Annotated in this window: 18 protein-coding genes; 1 reads left to right on the top strand and 17 read right to left on the bottom strand. The window is 41.9% G+C overall.

Translation table 11 applies throughout. The annotated features are described in order from the left end of the window. Positions 1-40: 40 nt before the first annotated feature. The 9 genes from HMPREF9009_RS03925 to metK all read right to left on the bottom strand — a co-directional run bounded on the left by HMPREF9009_RS03925 (position 41) and on the right by metK (position 7,730). Complete coding sequence (locus tag HMPREF9009_RS03925) at positions 41-727, bottom strand: TatD family hydrolase (RefSeq protein WP_049701503.1); 687 nt, start codon at positions 725-727, stop codon at positions 41-43. Positions 728-751: 24 nt separating this feature from the next. After that, positions 752-1,027: a membrane protein insertion efficiency factor YidD gene (gene yidD / locus HMPREF9009_RS24790; protein WP_008641574.1), complete on the bottom strand. Its 276-nt coding sequence runs from the start codon at positions 1,025-1,027 to the stop codon at positions 752-754. Beyond that, positions 1,024-1,413, bottom strand: a complete 390-nt coding sequence (rnpA, locus tag HMPREF9009_RS03920; RefSeq protein WP_009040713.1) for a ribonuclease P protein component — start codon at positions 1,411-1,413, stop codon at positions 1,024-1,026. Before rnpA ends, yidD begins: the two co-directional genes overlap by 4 nt. A 5-nt stretch (positions 1,414-1,418) precedes the next feature. Then, a complete protein-coding gene (locus HMPREF9009_RS03915) occupies positions 1,419-2,165 on the bottom strand; it encodes a uroporphyrinogen-III synthase (RefSeq protein WP_049701502.1) in 747 nt (248 codons plus the stop codon). A 4-nt stretch (positions 2,166-2,169) separates the two neighbouring features. Beyond that, positions 2,170-3,003, bottom strand: coding sequence for a DUF4271 domain-containing protein (locus HMPREF9009_RS03910; protein ID WP_049701501.1), 834 nt, complete (start codon positions 3,001-3,003; stop codon positions 2,170-2,172). Next, positions 3,000-3,587 (bottom strand): LOG family protein, encoded by a 588-nt coding sequence (locus HMPREF9009_RS03905; RefSeq protein ID WP_049702242.1) that lies wholly within the window; start codon positions 3,585-3,587, stop codon positions 3,000-3,002. The genes HMPREF9009_RS03910 and HMPREF9009_RS03905 overlap by 4 nt, the downstream gene beginning before the upstream one ends. A gap of 499 nt (positions 3,588-4,086) precedes the next feature. Next, positions 4,087-4,458, bottom strand: coding sequence for a DUF3244 domain-containing protein (locus HMPREF9009_RS03900; RefSeq protein ID WP_049701500.1), 372 nt, complete (start codon positions 4,456-4,458; stop codon positions 4,087-4,089). Between the two features lie 126 nt (positions 4,459-4,584). Further along, positions 4,585-6,255, bottom strand: coding sequence for a tetratricopeptide repeat protein (locus HMPREF9009_RS03895; protein ID WP_049701499.1), 1,671 nt, complete (start codon positions 6,253-6,255; stop codon positions 4,585-4,587). A gap of 182 nt (positions 6,256-6,437) precedes the next feature. After that, positions 6,438-7,730, bottom strand: coding sequence for a methionine adenosyltransferase (gene metK, locus HMPREF9009_RS03890; protein ID WP_008023738.1), 1,293 nt, complete (start codon positions 7,728-7,730; stop codon positions 6,438-6,440). Between the two features lie 227 nt (positions 7,731-7,957). On the opposite strand from metK, the gene HMPREF9009_RS03885 reads away from it, so the two are divergent. Further along, positions 7,958-8,143 carry a hypothetical protein gene (locus HMPREF9009_RS03885; RefSeq protein WP_009040710.1) on the top strand — a complete coding sequence of 62 codons (186 nt, stop codon included), beginning with the start codon at positions 7,958-7,960 and terminating at the stop codon, positions 8,141-8,143. A gap of 106 nt (positions 8,144-8,249) precedes the next feature. Here HMPREF9009_RS03885 and folK read toward each other — a convergent pair whose 3' ends face one another. The 8 genes from folK to HMPREF9009_RS03845 form a co-directional block, all read right to left on the bottom strand. Continuing rightward, on the bottom strand, positions 8,250-8,726 hold the full coding sequence (folK, locus tag HMPREF9009_RS03880; RefSeq protein WP_009040709.1) for a 2-amino-4-hydroxy-6-hydroxymethyldihydropteridine diphosphokinase: 477 nt from the start codon (positions 8,724-8,726) through the stop codon (positions 8,250-8,252). Then, on the bottom strand, positions 8,726-9,784 hold the full coding sequence (gene queA, locus HMPREF9009_RS03875; RefSeq protein ID WP_004302895.1) for a tRNA preQ1(34) S-adenosylmethionine ribosyltransferase-isomerase QueA: 1,059 nt from the start codon (positions 9,782-9,784) through the stop codon (positions 8,726-8,728). Before queA ends, folK begins: the two co-directional genes overlap by 1 nt. Positions 9,785-9,801: 17 nt before the next feature. Then, the gene (gene truB / locus HMPREF9009_RS03870; RefSeq protein WP_049701498.1) at positions 9,802-10,524 is read right to left on the bottom strand and encodes a tRNA pseudouridine(55) synthase TruB; all 723 of its coding nucleotides are present in this window, start codon (positions 10,522-10,524) and stop codon (positions 9,802-9,804) included. After that, positions 10,524-11,378, bottom strand: a complete 855-nt coding sequence (locus HMPREF9009_RS03865; RefSeq protein ID WP_004322592.1) for an undecaprenyl-diphosphate phosphatase — start codon at positions 11,376-11,378, stop codon at positions 10,524-10,526. Before HMPREF9009_RS03865 ends, truB begins: the two co-directional genes overlap by 1 nt. 2 nt (positions 11,379-11,380) lie before the next feature. Further along, entirely contained in the window at positions 11,381-11,623 is a 243-nt protein-coding gene (locus HMPREF9009_RS03860) for a DUF3098 domain-containing protein (protein ID WP_009001366.1), read from the bottom strand. 113 nt (positions 11,624-11,736) lie between these two features. After that, positions 11,737-12,618 (bottom strand): cell division protein FtsX, encoded by an 882-nt coding sequence (locus tag HMPREF9009_RS03855; protein ID WP_022198918.1) that lies wholly within the window; start codon positions 12,616-12,618, stop codon positions 11,737-11,739. 3 nt (positions 12,619-12,621) lie between these two features. Beyond that, positions 12,622-13,521 (bottom strand): methyltransferase domain-containing protein, encoded by a 900-nt coding sequence (locus HMPREF9009_RS03850; RefSeq protein WP_049701497.1) that lies wholly within the window; start codon positions 13,519-13,521, stop codon positions 12,622-12,624. Positions 13,522-13,715: 194 nt separating this feature from the next. Continuing rightward, positions 13,716-16,535, bottom strand: coding sequence for a TonB-dependent receptor plug domain-containing protein (locus tag HMPREF9009_RS03845; protein WP_198154744.1), 2,820 nt, complete (start codon positions 16,533-16,535; stop codon positions 13,716-13,718). Between the last annotated feature and the right edge of the window lie 65 nt (positions 16,536-16,600).

The following is a 16,600-nucleotide window of genomic DNA, read 5'->3' as shown; positions in this document are numbered from 1 at the left end:
GTGCGACAAAAGTACGACTCTTTCTCGGAAGATACAACTCTTATGCCCTAAAAAAGACATTTTGGATATTTCGGCGGATCGTCTCACGCAACACTTCCACTTCTACCCCACGCACTTTGGCTGCCCGACACAGGATATCTTCAATATCAAGCGAACTGTTGTCCGTTTCCAGAAACAACCGTTCGTCGGGTACTGTCTGCATCGTTTCATCAGAATAATACTCTCCCAAAGAAAGATAAAAGCCCTTCTTTAGCAACTGCACCGCCTGCTCCGGTTTTCCACGAAAACCATGCCATATCCAAGCTTGTTGGGGACGAAATTCTTTTTTCACTGCTAACAGCTCGTCCATTGCTTTCACGCAGTGGATAATCAACGGCAAACCATACTCTTCCGACAGCCTCACCTGCGCTTTAAACACCGTTAACTGAAGTTCCATTGAAGCTACTGCCAATTTATCCAATCCCGCTTCTCCTGCGGCGACAAACTGCTTTTTCCGCAACTGCTGCTTAAGATAATCCAAAAGCTGTCCGGCATTATGCTCTGTCAACTCCCAGGGATGAATGCCGACAGAATAATAATATCCCCTATCCACTTCCACATCTCCTGCGAAAGGCATATACAATGGAGAGTCCGCCAACAGCGGATAATTCACGATAGATTTTCCCAGAGAATCGGCCTCCAGTTTATGAGTATGAATATCCAAAATGTCAGTCACATTCTTTTTCATCTTCTATTTCTCATTTTAATTGCTTCAAGGTACGGGATCATAGCCGGAACCACCCCAGGGATGGCATCGCAGAATACGCCGCACAGCGAGGTAAAGCCCCTTTACAGGACCGTGTTTCTTAATTGCTTCGACAGCATAAGCCGAACAAGTTGGCGTGAATCGACAAGAGGGAGGAGTAAGAGGCGAAATACAAACCCGGTAAAAGTAGATGGGAACAAGCAACAAGAAAGAGAATACTTTCCTCAAAATTCCCGTTACGAATACCCACAGGGCAGATATCCGGGAGTTACGAGGTTTCATGAGGATAGTTTTTCAGAGATGCGCGCAAGCGCTATTTTCATCTTTTCTTCCAATTCGGAAGTTGCAATAAGCTCGTCCGACAGATAGATAAAGGCAACGGCTAACCGCTGCTCCCGGCGTTGCAATTCGTCCACCAGGAGAGATTTGTTCTTCCGGTAGGCTTCGCGTATCTGACGTTTCACACGGTTGCGTTTCACCGCTCGTTTAAAACGACGTTTCGATACGCTGATTAATATAGAAGCAGGAGCCTCGCCCTGCTCAACAGGCATATATACAACGCGTATCGGAAAGATGGAAAACGACTTCGAAACGCCGCCTTCAAACATCTTTCCGATCAAAATTTTACTATTCAGCCTTTCGGCTTTACACAAAGTATATATACCCACTCTGTTTATTTATTGTTTTCTCTGATAAACATATCAAGTGCGGCAGTCATTGACGGAGCCTGCACCGTAGGAGCTTCAAGGTCCAGACGGAGACCTGCGTCACGTACAGCCTGTGCGGTAGTAGAGCCGAAAGTGCCGATCTTAATCTCTCTCTGATTAAAATCAGGGAAGTTCTTCTTCAATGAAGTCACTCCGGCAGGGCTGAAGAACACTAACATGTCATAATCAAACTCCTCGTCCGGTGTAAAGTCGTTGCTCACTGTACGGTACATCACAGCTTCTGTATGCTGAATGTTATTCTTGTCGAGCAAGTTTTTCACATCGTCATTGTGTACGTCTGACATCGGAACGAGATATTTCTCCGTTTTATGCTTCACAATGGAAGGTATCAGGTCCTCAATCTTTCCGGTAGCTCCGAAGAAGATCTTACGCTTGCGGTATTGCACATATTTCTGAATATACAATGCAACAGCTTCCGTCACGCAGAAATACTTCATCGTTTCGGGAATTGTCACGCGCAATTCAGTACACAAAGTGAAAAAATGGTCAATAGCATGGCGCGAAGTGAATATTACGGCAGTGTGGTCGAGAATCGAAATTTTCTGTTGCCGAAATTCTTTCGCCGAAAGACTTTCAACCTTAATAAATGGTCGGAAATCTATTTTAACGCCATACTTTTCAGCTATGTCGTAATAGGGAGATTTCTCTGACGCAGGCTTAGGCTGCGACACTAGTACTTTTTCAATTTTCAACGTCCTAAAATTTTATTAGCAAAATATTGTTCATTTGAATCATACCTTGATAGAGTAGCAAACAAGGTACTATTTCAAGAGCGCAAAAGTACAAAATTAATAGGAAAAGCCCGCTAAATTGATGAAAAAAAAGCTTTATCCACTTATAAAACATCAATATTTTAGTGAAAATTAAAATAATAGCCCCAATTATGACCAAATTTGTGAGACTTAAATCAAAATAAACTAGAAAAAGAACGAATGGAAAGAGGGCAAATCCGACATAATATATGAGCGCAGAATAGGATTCCAGCCATATATTTGTCTTATTTTTATCAAAAAACGTCCACCCAAGAAACATGTAAATCAGCCATTTTAGTAAGAAATAGGCAAGGCAGAATCCAACGTAGATACCCAGCAAAAGGAGGGGGGATACCCGGTTCATCAAAGCAGGGCATGTATCATGAAAATAATTGAGAAATGTGATACCCGACAAGACACAAGTCTGCAACACAAGCACAAGGAGATAACGCACATCGGCTGCCGTAGAACTATCAAAAATACTCGTTCGTTCACGGTGCAATACAAAGTCTTTCACCTGTTGGGAGAGAAATTTCTTTCCGCGCGCCAAGGCTATGGAGGAAAGAAAGAAGCAAGCCAGCAAGGTCAACGCAATGGCATCGTCCGTGCGGGGAGAGTAGGAGATAGGTGTCCCCTCAAAGCCGGAATCAACTTCTTGCACAGCATGAAGATCAACCAACTGCAGACTATCAGTGTCCGCCTTTGCCGGACTAGTCTGGTTCTGCCGAAGAAGGGACAGCGTATCCGCACTTCGGGAACTTAATATATCGCCTATCATATCGCCGCAAATTTACGAATGGAAATGTCCCATACAGGAGTTTCATAAAGCAATTGAACCGCTTCTTCCGGCGTCTGCGCCACTTTCCATATATCACCATGCTGCCGGCGCATAAAGTTCTCATCAATAGCCTTTTCAAGCATTTCGAGGAGTGGATCGAAGAATCCGTTTATATTGAGGATTACAATCGGATTGAGATATAATCCCAATTGTTTCCAGGTAATAATCTCCAGCAGCTCTTCAAGGGTACCGCATCCACCGGGCAAAGCAATAATGCCATCGCTCAAATCTGCCATCTTCCGCTTGCGTTCGTGCATGGATTCTACTTCAATCAGTTCTGTCAATCCCGTATGATGCCAGTTTTGCTCTACCATAAAACGAGGAATCACACCTGTCACCTCACCACCATTTTTCAATACAGCATCTGCCATAGAACGCATCAGGCCAATACTTCCGGCTCCATTTATCAAACGAATACGGTGTTCGGCAAGCAAACGGCCGAGAGTATCGGCTGCTTGGAAGTAAACAGCGTCTATCTTGGTACTGGAAGCACTATATACACATACGGAATTTATCTGATTCATCTTCATCACTATCCATTATTATATCGAGAAGGCAAAATTACGAAAAAATTCCGTTATTCACATTCAACTTAATCAGAGATCATTTTTATCTCTACATTTATCTATCCCTATAAAAAAATCTTGGACTCCTTATCCAGAAGTCCAAGAACCTTTCTCACAGAGAATACATCTATCACAGATTTCTCATCTACTAACAGGTGTATCAAATTGTTGCTGAATGAACTTTATTATTCGAATCATAAAATCATTCGAACACCCTACCAGTAGTATTCAGCATACAATTTAAAAAAGTGATTTTAATTTTACGTTTCAATATACCTTTATGCGCCTTTCACAAGGTTTATTAAGCCCACGAACAGAATTAACCGATCTTTCCCCTTTCGGTCATCTAATCGCCATTTCAGCAATGCGCCATATATTTCAACAGCGGGGCTTCATCAGTTAATGATTTAGGTATATCATCATTATGTTAGTTGCAAATAATATATATTTCAAAGACTTATTCTAATTCAAAATCTCCGGTAAAGGCTTCCTTTGGAAGTTGTATCTCCAAAGTATATTTACCTTTCTCCTCACCTGTAAGATCAATATAAACCTTATCTACATTTAAATCAGTAGATGTATAAACAACTTCATCTGTTTCTGCATTCTTTATGATAACAGTTACAGTAGGAACAGTAGAAAGAAGGTCGATAGACAACAATGAGTTTTCAATAAAAGCAGCAGGAGTAACAGGGACAGATCGATGTTGTACCTCAGTCTTAGTTCTCAATTTAATCTGCCGTGCAGATATCATCTCATGCGCATAAGAAAACATACTCATTTGAAGCAAAATTGTCAATAACAAAAGAGGAAAAAATTTAGCTTTCATAATAATTGAGTTTAAAATTTCGCTTCAAAAATACACAGATGAAGCAAAAGAAACGATTTTTATGTGGTAACAATGGTAACACTCAGTTACCTAAAAACAAAACAGCCAAAAAACACATGTCCTATTTCACTGATTATCAACACCAAAAACCCGTTCAAAAATTTGCGCATCCATTTTGTTCTTTATACGATTTTTACGTGTTTTAAGAGCATCTGATGTAGCATCCATCAACTCCATCACAACAGTTTTTGAACAACAAAGCAGTGAAAGAACACAAAAAAAGATATCATCGCCAGTTAAAGCAGGGCAGCGTTCCTTAAGATTCATCATCACATCAACAAAAGCGTTAGAAATATCAGAACGTATTTCCTTCCTCAAGCTACGCATCGCCAATAACTGTTTAGGAGTCGCTCCCTCTAACGCCTCCAATTGATCATAACAATTAGTAGTCTTAAGTACGGATATACACAATTGAATCTGCTGTTCCGTCAGATCTGACCTTTTCTTATTTATATGTTCCTTATTAGATTCAGAAACCTCCTCCTCTCTCAACAACATTGTATCTACTCGTTTTTGAGTTAATTCGTGTTGCAAATCAATATAATACTTTTTCCTTCGCCTATCATTCCACATAAACCAGAAGATACATATAACCATCAAAGAAAAAAATACAGTAACTAAACTAAAAACCAATGTTTTTGTACGCTCAGACAATAACCTTTTATGTTCCTCCAATTGATGTTTGTCCATGAGCCGATTAAGTTCCTCATTGTCAGCCATAACTTGGATAGAATCATAAAGAACCTTATATGCATCCATATTTTTCATCGCAGCTTCCCATTGACCTTTTCTCTTTGCTACTTGATACATTCCATCATAACATACAGCCCTTCCATTAATATCAAGATAATCCATATTTTTATTAAAAAAATAGCTCGCAGAATCAAGCTTATTCAAATTAAGCATAATTTCAGCTTTTAACAAATAAGCATTAGTCGCTTCATCCTGCCCCATTGCTAGAATAGCTTTTGATATATATTGATCTGCTCGGATATAATCTTTCTCTTCATTATAAACCATAGCAAAGTCATGATAAATTGCACCTATCATACTAGAATTCTGCATTGTCAATGCACAATCAAGGGCTTGTTGATAATAACATAATGCACTATCTTTCTCACTTTGCGAGAAAAATACGCCTGCGATCCCTCTTAATGGGTATACTTGTGCTCTTTCTCCTTTTAATATCTGATAAGCTGCACGATAAGCCTCCATAGCCACATTATTCAAACCATCTTTTGCATAACACTCCGCCAAGTTATCATAAATCATTGCTAAGAATTCATCCCTAACGGGCATCAGCCGAATTGCTGTCAGATACTCTTCTACAGCAAATGAAGTATACCCCATCTCCCGATAAGTAGCTCCCCAGTAATAATGAGCCTTTGCAGCACGCAAACTTTTCTTCTTATCGCCATAATAGTCAACAGCCGTTTTTATCAACGAATCATCCTCTAAAGCAATATAGTTTTTATGCCGTGCCTGTGTGAGCAGTAGCGCATAAAGCGCCCGGTCAGCACGTGGCATCTTCTGTGGATAAGTAATTGATTCCAAAATAGACAAAGCACTATCTGGATATGTCTCCATTAATGAATCAGCGCATAATAACAATGGATTCTTCACTGAAGGAGAGGAACAGGAAGAAAGAGAGACAGACATAAAAATGCTACCTACGCTGACAAGTAAAATAGAGAACACCAATAAATAGCGTTTAGAACAACAACATCTTGTTTTCATTTAGCAGTCTGTTTTATTTTACGATACAAAAGTAGCAATTTCCGATAAAACATACTTAGTAGCCAAAAAACATTTATTTAAATATAACTTATTAAAAATCAAGAGCTACAACTTCAATTTCCATTAAAGGAAGTTGAAATTGCAGCTCTTTCTTAACAAGTTAAGCCCTGTTTCAGACTGTTTTACAGACCAAAAGCAGCTTTAATTTTATCTACGTAGTCGAGTTTTTCCCATGTAAAGAGTTCCACTTCCACAGTTTTGTCTCCTTCGTAACGAGAGAAAAATTTCTTCGTTATCACTTGCGGTTCACGTCCCATGTGACCGTAAGCAGCTGTTTCCTGATAAATAGGATTACGAAGTTTCAGACGTTCCTCGATAGCTTTCGGACGAAGATCGAACAATTGGTCGATAACACGCGCAATCTCGCCATCAGTCATGTTGACGTGAGAACGGCCGTAAGTATCGACAAAGATATTGATCGGACGAGCCACACCGATAGCATAGCTCACCTGTACAAGCATTTCGTCTGCTACACCTGCCGCAACCATATTCTTTGCGATGTGACGTGCTGCATAAGCTGCACTACGGTCTACCTTGCTAGGATCTTTTCCGGAGAAAGCACCACCACCGTGAGCACCTTTACCACCGTAAGTATCAACGATAATCTTACGACCGGTCAAACCGGTATCTCCGTGAGGACCACCGATTACAAATTTTCCGGTAGGATTCACATGATAGATGATTTTATCATTGAACAGTGCCAATACCTTATCGTGATGAATAGAAGCAATTACACGAGGCATCAGAATCTCGATCACATCACGGCGGATGATAGACAACATTTCTTCGTCAGCTTTCAGTTGAGCAGCTTGAGAGTCATCTTCCGGTTGGATAAAGTCATCATGTTGTGTAGAAACAACGATTGTATCGATACGGACAGGCGTTCCGTTGTCATCATATTCGATAGTAACCTGGCTTTTGGCATCGGGGCGGAGGTAAGTCATTACCTTTCCTTCACGACGGATGTCGGCCAGCACTTGCAGAATGCGGTGTGCCAAATCAAGAGAAAGCGGCATATAGTTTTCCGTTTCATTGGTAGCATAACCAAACATCATTCCCTGGTCGCCTGCACCCTGTTCCATCGGATCCTGACGCTCTACACCACGGTTGATATCGGGGCTTTGCTCATGAATAGCGGAAAGTACACCACAAGAGTTGCTTTCGAACATGTACTCTCCTTTGGTATAACCGATTTTCTTAATCACTTCGCGTGCGATGAGTTGTAGGTCAACGTACGCTTTTGTTTTCACTTCACCCGCTAGCACCACTTGTCCGGTAGTCACTAGTGTTTCGCAAGCTACTTTCGAACTGGGGTCGTAAGCCAACAGTTTGTCAAGCACGGCATCCGATATTTGATCGGCTACCTTGTCGGGGTGTCCTTCTGACACCGATTCGGATGTAAATAAGTATCCCATCTTTCTTAAATTAAGAATTAAAAAATAAGAATCAAGAATGAGAGAGTAGGAGAGGGAGTGCTGCAAAGGATAAGCCGAAAGGCGTCAATCAGACGTGTTTTAGCATTTTTTTCCGTGGTTGCAAGCTACTCAAATCTGTCCACACTTTCATTTCGGTTGCAAAGATAAAGAGATTTTGGAGATAATGAGTATCTTTGCCACGTATTTAACACATAAATAGATTTATAATGATTCTAAATAAGAAATTAAAAACGCTTTTAGTGCTGGCGCTCTATGTAGGATTCACGATTGCTATCTACGCCATTGTTTGCCATTTCATCGACAAGCCGTTTCAGGAGATTCATTTGCTGTATGCAGTACTGATAGGATGCATCGCCTATTTGCCGGTGTTTATTGCGGAGAAAAAGAAATAAATAGTCTGTTTGGTGCGTATATATACTCACCATACTGGATATATATATCCAATACGCTGTACATATATGCCCAATACGGTGAGTATATATGCCCACCGAACAGGGGTTAGAGTGCGTTCAAAATACCTTTCATTGTCTTTCCCAACACAGGGTGCAAGATGTCCGGAGCAATTTCCGCCAGTGGTTTCATAACGAAGTCACGTTCTGCCATCAACGGATGGGGGAGGGTTAACTCTGCTCCGGAAGCAGAGGTCACAGAAAGCACTAAATCTTCATAAAGTAACAGGTCAATATCAATCAGACGGTCGCTATATATTCCGTTGACGGACTTTTTGGTACGTCCCAGCTCCCTTTCAATCATTTGCGTCTCTTGCAATACTTCCAATGGAGATAATTCCGTTTCTACACAAGCGGCCGCATTCAGGAAACTGTTTTCAGAAGCAAAGCCCCAGGGGGCAGTAACATAAAAAGCAGACAGGGAAACTACGTTCCCTACCTGCTCTTCTATTTTTTGCACGGCATCCCGGAGATTCTGTTCTTTATCTCCAAGGTTAGTGCCGAGTCCCAAATATACTTTTGCCATTATTTGTCCAGAATCAGCATTGCATCTCCATACGTGCCGAAACGGTAACCTTCCTTCAAAGCTACATGGTAAGCATCCATCACCTGGTCATAACCACCGAAAGCAGCTACAATCATCAGCAGGGTAGAAAGCGGCATGTGGAAATTGGAAATCATTGAATTGGCTACGGTAAATTCATACGGAGGGAAGATAAACTTATTAGTCCATCCTTCGAATTCCTTCAAATGTCCGTCGGTGCTGACTGCGCTTTCAATAGCACGCATCACGGTCGTACCTACCGCACAAACATTTCTGCCGTTATCTTTGGCACGGTTAACGGTTTTCACCGCCATTTCGTTTACAAACATTTGTTCCGAATCCATCTTATGCTTTGTCAAGTCCTCTACGTCGATGTCGCGGAAGTTACCCAGACCAGCGTGCAAAGTGATATATGCAAAATCTATACCTTTGATTTCCAAACGTTTCATCAACTCACGGCTGAAGTGCAAACTAGCAGTCGGAGCAGTCACCGCACCTTCGTTCTTCGCAAAGATAGACTGGAAGCGTTCTGCATCTTCCGGTTCCACAGGACGGTTGATGATAGAGTGGGGAAGTGGGGTCTCACCCAAAGAGTACAAAGCCTTTTTGAACTCATCATGAGGTCCGTCATAAAGGAAACGGAGCGTACGCCCACGGGAAGTAGTGTTATCAATCACTTCGGCCACCATCGAATCGTCCGGACCGAAATACAGTTTGTTACCGATACGGATCTTACGTGCCGGATCGACCAATACGTCCCACAAACGAAGTTCTTCATTCAACTCACGCAACAAGAATACTTCGATACGAGCACCTGTCTTTTCCTTGTTACCATACAAACGGGCAGGGAATACCTTCGTATCGTTGAATATAAACACATCTTTATCATCAAAGTAGTCCAACACATCTTTGAACATCTTGTGCTCAATCTTACCTGTATTACGATGCAATACCATCAAACGAGACTCATCCCTATATTTCATAGGATGTAGAGCGATCTTATCCTCGGGTAACTTAAATTTGAATTGTGATAATTTCATATCTATTCCTTATTACGTTAATTATTTTCTTCCTCATTTTCTATTTCCTGTCCGTCAATCCACTCTTTAAAGTGTTCGGGGTTCAGGCAGTCTTCCAACCGGACGTCACCTACACGGGTGCGGATCAATCCTGTCAGATGGGCTCCACTATGGAGCGCTTCACCAATATCACGCGCCAGAGCACGAATATATGTTCCTTTGCTGCATACGACACGGATTTGAATCATCGGTTCCGGGTCGTCCAGGCGACATTCCAGCAATTCAATCTCGTCGATAACAAGCTGCTTTGCCTTTAGTTCGACTTCTTCGCCTTTTCGGGCCAGTTCGTAGGCACGTTTACCATCTACCATACAGGCAGAGAAAGCAGGAGGCACCTGATTGATGGCACCGATAAAGCGCGTCAACACTTCTTCCACCAGCTCCCTTGTGATATGCTCGGTAGGGTAGGTGGCATCTATCTCATGTTCCAAATCGTATGACGGGGTAGTAGCGCCCAAACGCAACGTTGCGACGTACTCCTTCGTGTGATATTGAAACTCTTCTATTCGTTTGGTTGCCTTGCCTGTGCATACAATCATCACCCCCGTTGCAAGAGGATCCAACGTTCCGGCATGGCCGACTTTTAGTTTTTTCACTCCAATCCGACGGCAAATATGATAGCGGGCGTGCCCTACTACCTTAAATGAAGTCCAGCCAAGAGGTTTATTGAAAAACAGTACTTCTCCTTTTTTAAAATTCATCAGCCAATTTCTAAGTTGTATCCAAGCAACAGCATTACCAAAATGGTTCCGCCAACAATAATTCTGTACCAGCCAAATGCCTTAAAGCCATATTTCGTAACAAAGCTAATAAAGAACTTGATAGCCAGCAAAGCAACGACAAAAGCCACCACATTACCGATAATAAGTGCCGGCATGTTGTTGACAAGAATCTCGGTTCCACCATCCAGGAAGAGTTTCAACACCTTGTAACCGGTTGCCGCAAACATAGTTGGCACGGCAAGAAAGAATGAAAATTCGGCAGCATCCTTACGAGTCAACTTCTGGGCCATACCTCCGACAATGGTAGCCATCGAACGGGATACCCCCGGTATCATAGCAATACACTGAAACAAACCGATATTGAATGCCTTTTTTTCTGTCAGTACGGTATCTTCGCTTCCTTTCGAGAAAATCTTATCGCAGAACAGCATAAATATACCACCGATTACCAGCATCACTGCCACTATCGCTACACTTTCCAGCATCTCGTCTATCTTATCGCTAAACAGGAAACCCAAAATTGCAGCAGGAATAAAAGCCACCAGCAGTTTCCAGTAAAAATCGAATTTATGCAGAAAACACTTCAAAGCGGAAGCGCCTGCAGGAGCCGGTGTATGGTTCAACCGGAAAAAGCGTTTCCAGTAAAGGCAGACAACTGAAAGAATTGCGCCAAACTGAATAATTACAGTAAATGCTTTTACAAATTCTGTACTTTCTACTCCTAATATGTTTTGTGTAATAATCATGTGTCCTGTAGAAGAAACCGGTAGAAACTCTGTCAACCCTTCTACAATAGCAATAATAATCGTCTCAAATGTTGTTAAATCCCCCATCTTTATTCTTCTGTTTTTTGTGTTTTAGGTTTGCGCAATACTGCATAAATCATAGATATAAAGCCAAACAGGCAAACGACCGGCGCTACCTTGATTCTGCGTACACTGAAAATATCGGGTTCAAAAAGCGTTTCGGACGATGTAGGTCCCGTCATCAATAGAAAGCCGATAATAACAATCGCCATCCCTATTGCGAGCAAGATAAAGTTCACTTTATCAAAGGCAAATTTCTGCTTGTCAGACATAGTTTATTTAATTACAAATTACTAAATTCAATCATTCCCTTACTCTATCAGTCGGTTGTTACGGATGCTAATCACACGCAAACACAGGTTTGCCGTCAGTCATTCGCCATCCGCTAAATATAGTACAGGCTGTTTGCTTTCATTCTCAAGTATTTATTCATGGAGAAATAGGCGCATAGCCACGTTATTACAATTCCAAACGCCAATACGCTTGCACAGACTATCAACATGACTTCAGGCGTGATGACCTGAAGCAATTCCTGTTCGTACGTCACGGCCCAATAAGCGGTCCCCATCAATATGGAATCGGCAACGATGGCTGCCAATATCCCGCTCCATACATTCTTTCGAAGGAATGGCCCCCGGATGAATCCCCAACTCGCTCCTACCAACTTCATGGTGTGAATGAGGAAGCGTTTGGAGTAAATAGCCAGTCTTATGGTATTGTTTATCAGGGCAAAAGAGATAAAAGTAAGCACTACCGCCAAGGCAAGCAGTACCAGACTGATATTTCGTATGTTATCATTCACGGCGTCAATTAACTCCTTTCGATAGAGCACATCTTGTATGTTGATGTTCTTTTTAATCATTTTCTCTATCTTCGCAATGCTGTCGGAGTTTGCATAGTCGGAATGGAGTTTGATTTCAATGGAAGCGGTAAAAGGGTTATAGCCCAAGAATTCTTCCGGATCGGTTCCCATTGCTTCCGTCTGTTCTTTCAGTGCTTGTTTTTTAGAGATATATTCGGATTGTTTCACGAAAGGTTCCTGATTCAGCTTCTTCTGAAGTTTCAGTATATCCGCTTCTTTCATGTCGTCACTGATAAGAACGGAGAAACTGATATTCTCGCGGACATATACGGAAAGATTGTGTGCTGTCAATACGAAGAAGACAACCAGTCCCAGCAACAGCAACACTAATGTCGTACTGATACTCGACGTGATGAACTGCATGTCGAAAATCGAACCTGACTTATATTTGTTTTGATTTCCCATGCGTTATCTCTTTTTTCGGAATACATAAATCATTGAACTGCTGCGTTCTTTCCTTCCCAAAGCATTGAACCAGGCCAACGTCCCGGCAAACATCCCTTTCAGGAAACTGCATGAACTGCCACGATGTTTCTCGCTCAACATAGATACGTAAAACGCATCGAACGGCATCGGATGACGTGCCGCCATAATAAAGCCATGACGGGAAGCCAGCTGCTGTATAGTGCCCGGAGTGAAATGCCAGAGATGACGGGGAACGTCATAAGCCGCCCAATATTCACCGTAGCGCTTGGCATCATAAGAAGAGCAGTTGGGTACTGCCACAATCAATACTCCTTTTTCTGTCAGCAATTCGCGAAGCGTTTCCCAGGTCTCATTCAAAGATTCGAGATGCTCCATCACATGCCAGAGAGTGATGACATCAAAGCTAGCAGGAGCAAACTCTTTCAGAGCCGATTCGGGCTTTACCTCCAGTTCGAAATGTGTTTTTGCAAACTCACGTGCCTGCGGGCTTTTCTCCACTGCCTCTACCTTCCATCCCCGGCGAACCATTGTATCGGAAAAGTAACCGGTTCCCGTACCTATATCGAGCAAACGCCCCGTTTTACGATGCGCCTCTTTAGCTACCAAGCGCGCTTTGCGGCCCAGCATATAAGAACGTACGTAATGGTAGATATTATTCATCGCGCCCTTGCGCGTATCAGTGTGAGAAATATAGTCGGGAGTCTCATAATACTTGCCTATCTCTGCTTCCACGGGAACTCCTTGTGTGAATGTAAATCCACAGTCCTCACACGAATACAGTTCAAACTGTTCGCCCGAAGCATAAAAATCCGTACAAGTCATGACGCGTTTCAAGTGCATACCGCCACACACCGGACAAGCATTTATACTGAGTTTCTCCATTAACTATCTAAGCAAAATTAAGTGCTGCCTCGAATGACAAGACAACACTATACCCGAATTTGGTGCAAAGAAACAAATAAAAAGTGATGGATTGGGGTTTCGTTAAGGACTTTTAATAGAAGAGTTGTTCCCGATAGGAGGCAGAAGTAGTTTTGACAGCTCCTATCGGGACAAGTTCTCTTTTTTCAAGAAGATCAAAAAGTCAGATTAACGGAAAAGCCCATGTTTCTGTAGCTAGGCTGACGGAAATTGTCTATGCCCTGCCCCCAGGTTCCCGTGCTTGCCGTAGATTCCGGATCAAACGGAGCTTTATTGTACAACATAAGCAAATTACGTCCCACTAATGCCACCCGAACATCTTGTATCCATTTTACCCACCGGTTAACGGGGATATGATAGGCTATCGACATTTCAGCAAGACGAATATTAGTGGCATCATAGGTATACACTGTTCCCGTACATGCCTGTCCTACCTGCCGAAAGTAGTTCTCTGCCGGAATCTTTTCATCACTAACCCAGACACCGCCATTATCACGGGCTATTGCCGTAGCCTGCGAGACACCAAATCGATCCATAGCAGCTTGCGTCATCGACACACCTACACCACCAAAACGGGCATGAATCACAAAATCGAGTTCAAAGCCTTTCCATAAAAAACTGTTAGCCAAGCCCATCGTATATTTAGGATCAGTATTACCTGCATACACATAGTCGTATGCAGGATTGACAGTCTGTGAGGATTTATCAACAATAACATTCCCCTGTGCATCTCTCTGAAAATCTGTAATATATATATCACCTATAGAGCCACCTTCCTTCAATGGAGTATACCAACCGATACCTTTACCCATTTGGATTTCTTTTAAATTAAAATCGGTACCCGTTATAGGATTTTTCTGAGGTTCTAAAAGCTGCTTTACTTCATTCTTATTGATAGAATAAGTGAAACGTCCATCCCACTTTACCTGCCCGATATTCATATTTGTACTCAAGATAAGCTCGAAACCTTTATTATCAACCTTGGCCCCATTATACATGAAATAAATATCCCCCTGAAAGGGAATAGAAAGATATCCTCCAAACGGTAAATCGGAAGTAGATGTCTTGTACATTGTAAACGCCAAACTGATTTTATCATTAAGAAAACCTGCATTGAGTCCTATTTCGTGAGACTTAGTATGCTCGGGATCCAGCATATTATCCTCCAATCTGGGCTTCAAACCCACCCTTTTTTTATTCAAAAAGATATAATCAGTAAAACTATTACCGGTTTCACTATAGGTATAATTGAGTTTTAGAAACGAAAGGAATCGGTTGGGATTATCAGACAACCATCCTGTTGGGACTACAGATACCCCTACCGAAGGATAGATAACATCTGTTGAATAACTTGAATCATCATCCCAGAATTTCAGCCATTCCATTCGTCCGCCCAAATCAAGAAATAACAGGTTTTTATATCCCAATTGCGCAAGCATAAACAATGATGTAGCCCGGTCGTGATAATTGAAGTCTTGATCTCTATAGTAAGAGCCCCCATGTTTATCCAGCCCTGATAAATTAAACTGATTCACTACTCCCAATGCACCGTCAATGTAAGAGTTATCAAACTTCGTATCACAAATAGAAGAACCTAAAGTGGCATTAATCGAAAAGTCCCCTAGCTTTTTATTGACATTGAACAGGAGATCGGAATAAAACTGGGTATTCTTATCTTCAGACTCATAATACGAGCCCAAAGGATTGGCTTGAAGAGAAGACGCATAAAGTTTTTCGGTGGCAGTTTCTTTATCACGATCGTAATGAATACGCCCCGCCACATTGAGCCAGGAGGTCAAATCATATTTTGCTCCTATCCCACCTAGTAAACGTCTCTTTTTCTGATTGTACAGATTCCGGTTGATTATCCAATAAGGATTTTGCATACCCATCCCCATGTTTCCTAAAGGCCAATATTGCGCATTAGCCCCAAGTTTCGGATCGTAAACTTCAAAATGATTCTTGTAGTTATAATCGGGATTGACGCTAATACGCTCTTGCAACACATCAGGTACCAAATAGACAGGAACCAATGGATTACCATACATACCTTGCGATAACATATTCTGTTCTGCGGTATGAATATATCTCAAAGTAAAGTCGAGTTTCAGTCTATGATTTAATAAAGAAGATGTATTCCGGAATGAGAAATTGTAACGATCTACATCGTTGTTGGGAATGATGCCAGTGCCATTCATTGTGACAGCCGATACTCGGGTTTGATTATATTCATTTCCTATAGAAAGGCTAAGGGAATTATTGATAGTATGTCCGGTACGGAAAAAGTCTGCTGGATTCCATGACTGAGGATGATTCGTCTTTTCTCCCCACCCCGCCACGTAGGTCTGCTGGAATTCAGGCATGACAAGTGGCGAACTGAAAGTGGTACTATTCCCCAACTCTACTCTTAGTTTTCCGGAATGTGCTTTCTTTGTATTAATCATCACCACACCGCTAGCGGAACGACTACCATACAAAGTAGAAGCTGCTGCGGTACTCAAAACAGAAATGCTCTTTATATCATCAGGAGAGAAAGCTGCTATACCATCACCAGTCTGCCAGTTAGAGGTATTTACATTAAAAGATTGCTCTGGCTCCAATCGTGGCAAAGGTACACCATCCAAAGTAAAAAGCACATTGTTGGATTTTAATATGGAACGGTAACCACGCAACACCATCCTTACTGAACCACCCACACCGGAAGCACTGGGATTAATAGCAGCTCCCGCCACTCTTCCTATCAGGGAGTTTACGAAATTGGCGTCTTTCACCTTCATCAGATCGGCCCCATCAATCTGTTGTGGACTGTATGCCAACTTCACCGTATCCTTTGGAGAAGTTTCATGATCCGCATAAATCATAGAAACAGGTAACAAGGCCAATAAAAGAATCGCACCTCCTTTTTTCATCAAAGAAATGTACAAAGATTGTGAGAAGCCACAACTAAGCAAAGTTTTGAGAGTAAATGCTTTCATAGGCATCAAATATTTAGATTTTGGTTACTACAAACTATTCATGTATCAAAGTTTATAGAAAAACT

It is taken from the genome of Bacteroides sp. 3_1_13 (genome assembly GCF_001185845.1).
Classification (GTDB): domain Bacteria; phylum Bacteroidota; class Bacteroidia; order Bacteroidales; family Bacteroidaceae; genus Bacteroides; species Bacteroides xylanisolvens.
This window is presented reverse-complemented; position numbering and strand designations above follow the sequence as displayed.

What these genes read in the sequence shown, in the direction of transcription:
- HMPREF9009_RS03925 (WP_049701503.1), bottom strand. Translation starts at nt 727, where the DNA reads ATGAAAAAGAATGTGACTGACATTTTGGATATTCATACTCATAAACTG.
- yidD (WP_008641574.1), bottom strand. Translation starts at nt 1,027, where the DNA reads ATGAAACCTCGTAACTCCCGGATATCTGCCCTGTGGGTATTCGTAACG.
- HMPREF9009_RS03910 (WP_049701501.1), bottom strand. Translation starts at nt 3,003, where the DNA reads ATGATAGGCGATATATTAAGTTCCCGAAGTGCGGATACGCTGTCCCTT.
- HMPREF9009_RS03905 (WP_049702242.1), bottom strand. Translation starts at nt 3,587, where the DNA reads ATGAATCAGATAAATTCCGTATGTGTATATAGTGCTTCCAGTACCAAG.
- HMPREF9009_RS03900 (WP_049701500.1), bottom strand. Translation starts at nt 4,458, where the DNA reads ATGAAAGCTAAATTTTTTCCTCTTTTGTTATTGACAATTTTGCTTCAA.
- HMPREF9009_RS03895 (WP_049701499.1), bottom strand. Translation starts at nt 6,255, where the DNA reads ATGAAAACAAGATGTTGTTGTTCTAAACGCTATTTATTGGTGTTCTCT.
- metK (WP_008023738.1), bottom strand. Translation starts at nt 7,730, where the DNA reads ATGGGATACTTATTTACATCCGAATCGGTGTCAGAAGGACACCCCGAC.
- HMPREF9009_RS03885 (WP_009040710.1), top strand. Translation starts at nt 7,958, where the DNA reads ATGATTCTAAATAAGAAATTAAAAACGCTTTTAGTGCTGGCGCTCTAT.
- folK (WP_009040709.1), bottom strand. Translation starts at nt 8,726, where the DNA reads ATGGCAAAAGTATATTTGGGACTCGGCACTAACCTTGGAGATAAAGAA.
- queA (WP_004302895.1), bottom strand. Translation starts at nt 9,784, where the DNA reads ATGAAATTATCACAATTCAAATTTAAGTTACCCGAGGATAAGATCGCT.
- truB (WP_049701498.1), bottom strand. Translation starts at nt 10,524, where the DNA reads ATGAATTTTAAAAAAGGAGAAGTACTGTTTTTCAATAAACCTCTTGGC.
- HMPREF9009_RS03865 (WP_004322592.1), bottom strand. Translation starts at nt 11,378, where the DNA reads ATGGGGGATTTAACAACATTTGAGACGATTATTATTGCTATTGTAGAA.
- HMPREF9009_RS03860 (WP_009001366.1), bottom strand. Translation starts at nt 11,623, where the DNA reads ATGTCTGACAAGCAGAAATTTGCCTTTGATAAAGTGAACTTTATCTTG.
- HMPREF9009_RS03855 (WP_022198918.1), bottom strand. Translation starts at nt 12,618, where the DNA reads ATGGGAAATCAAAACAAATATAAGTCAGGTTCGATTTTCGACATGCAG.
- HMPREF9009_RS03850 (WP_049701497.1), bottom strand. Translation starts at nt 13,521, where the DNA reads ATGGAGAAACTCAGTATAAATGCTTGTCCGGTGTGTGGCGGTATGCAC.
- HMPREF9009_RS03845 (WP_198154744.1), bottom strand. Translation starts at nt 16,535, where the DNA reads ATGAAAGCATTTACTCTCAAAACTTTGCTTAGTTGTGGCTTCTCACAA.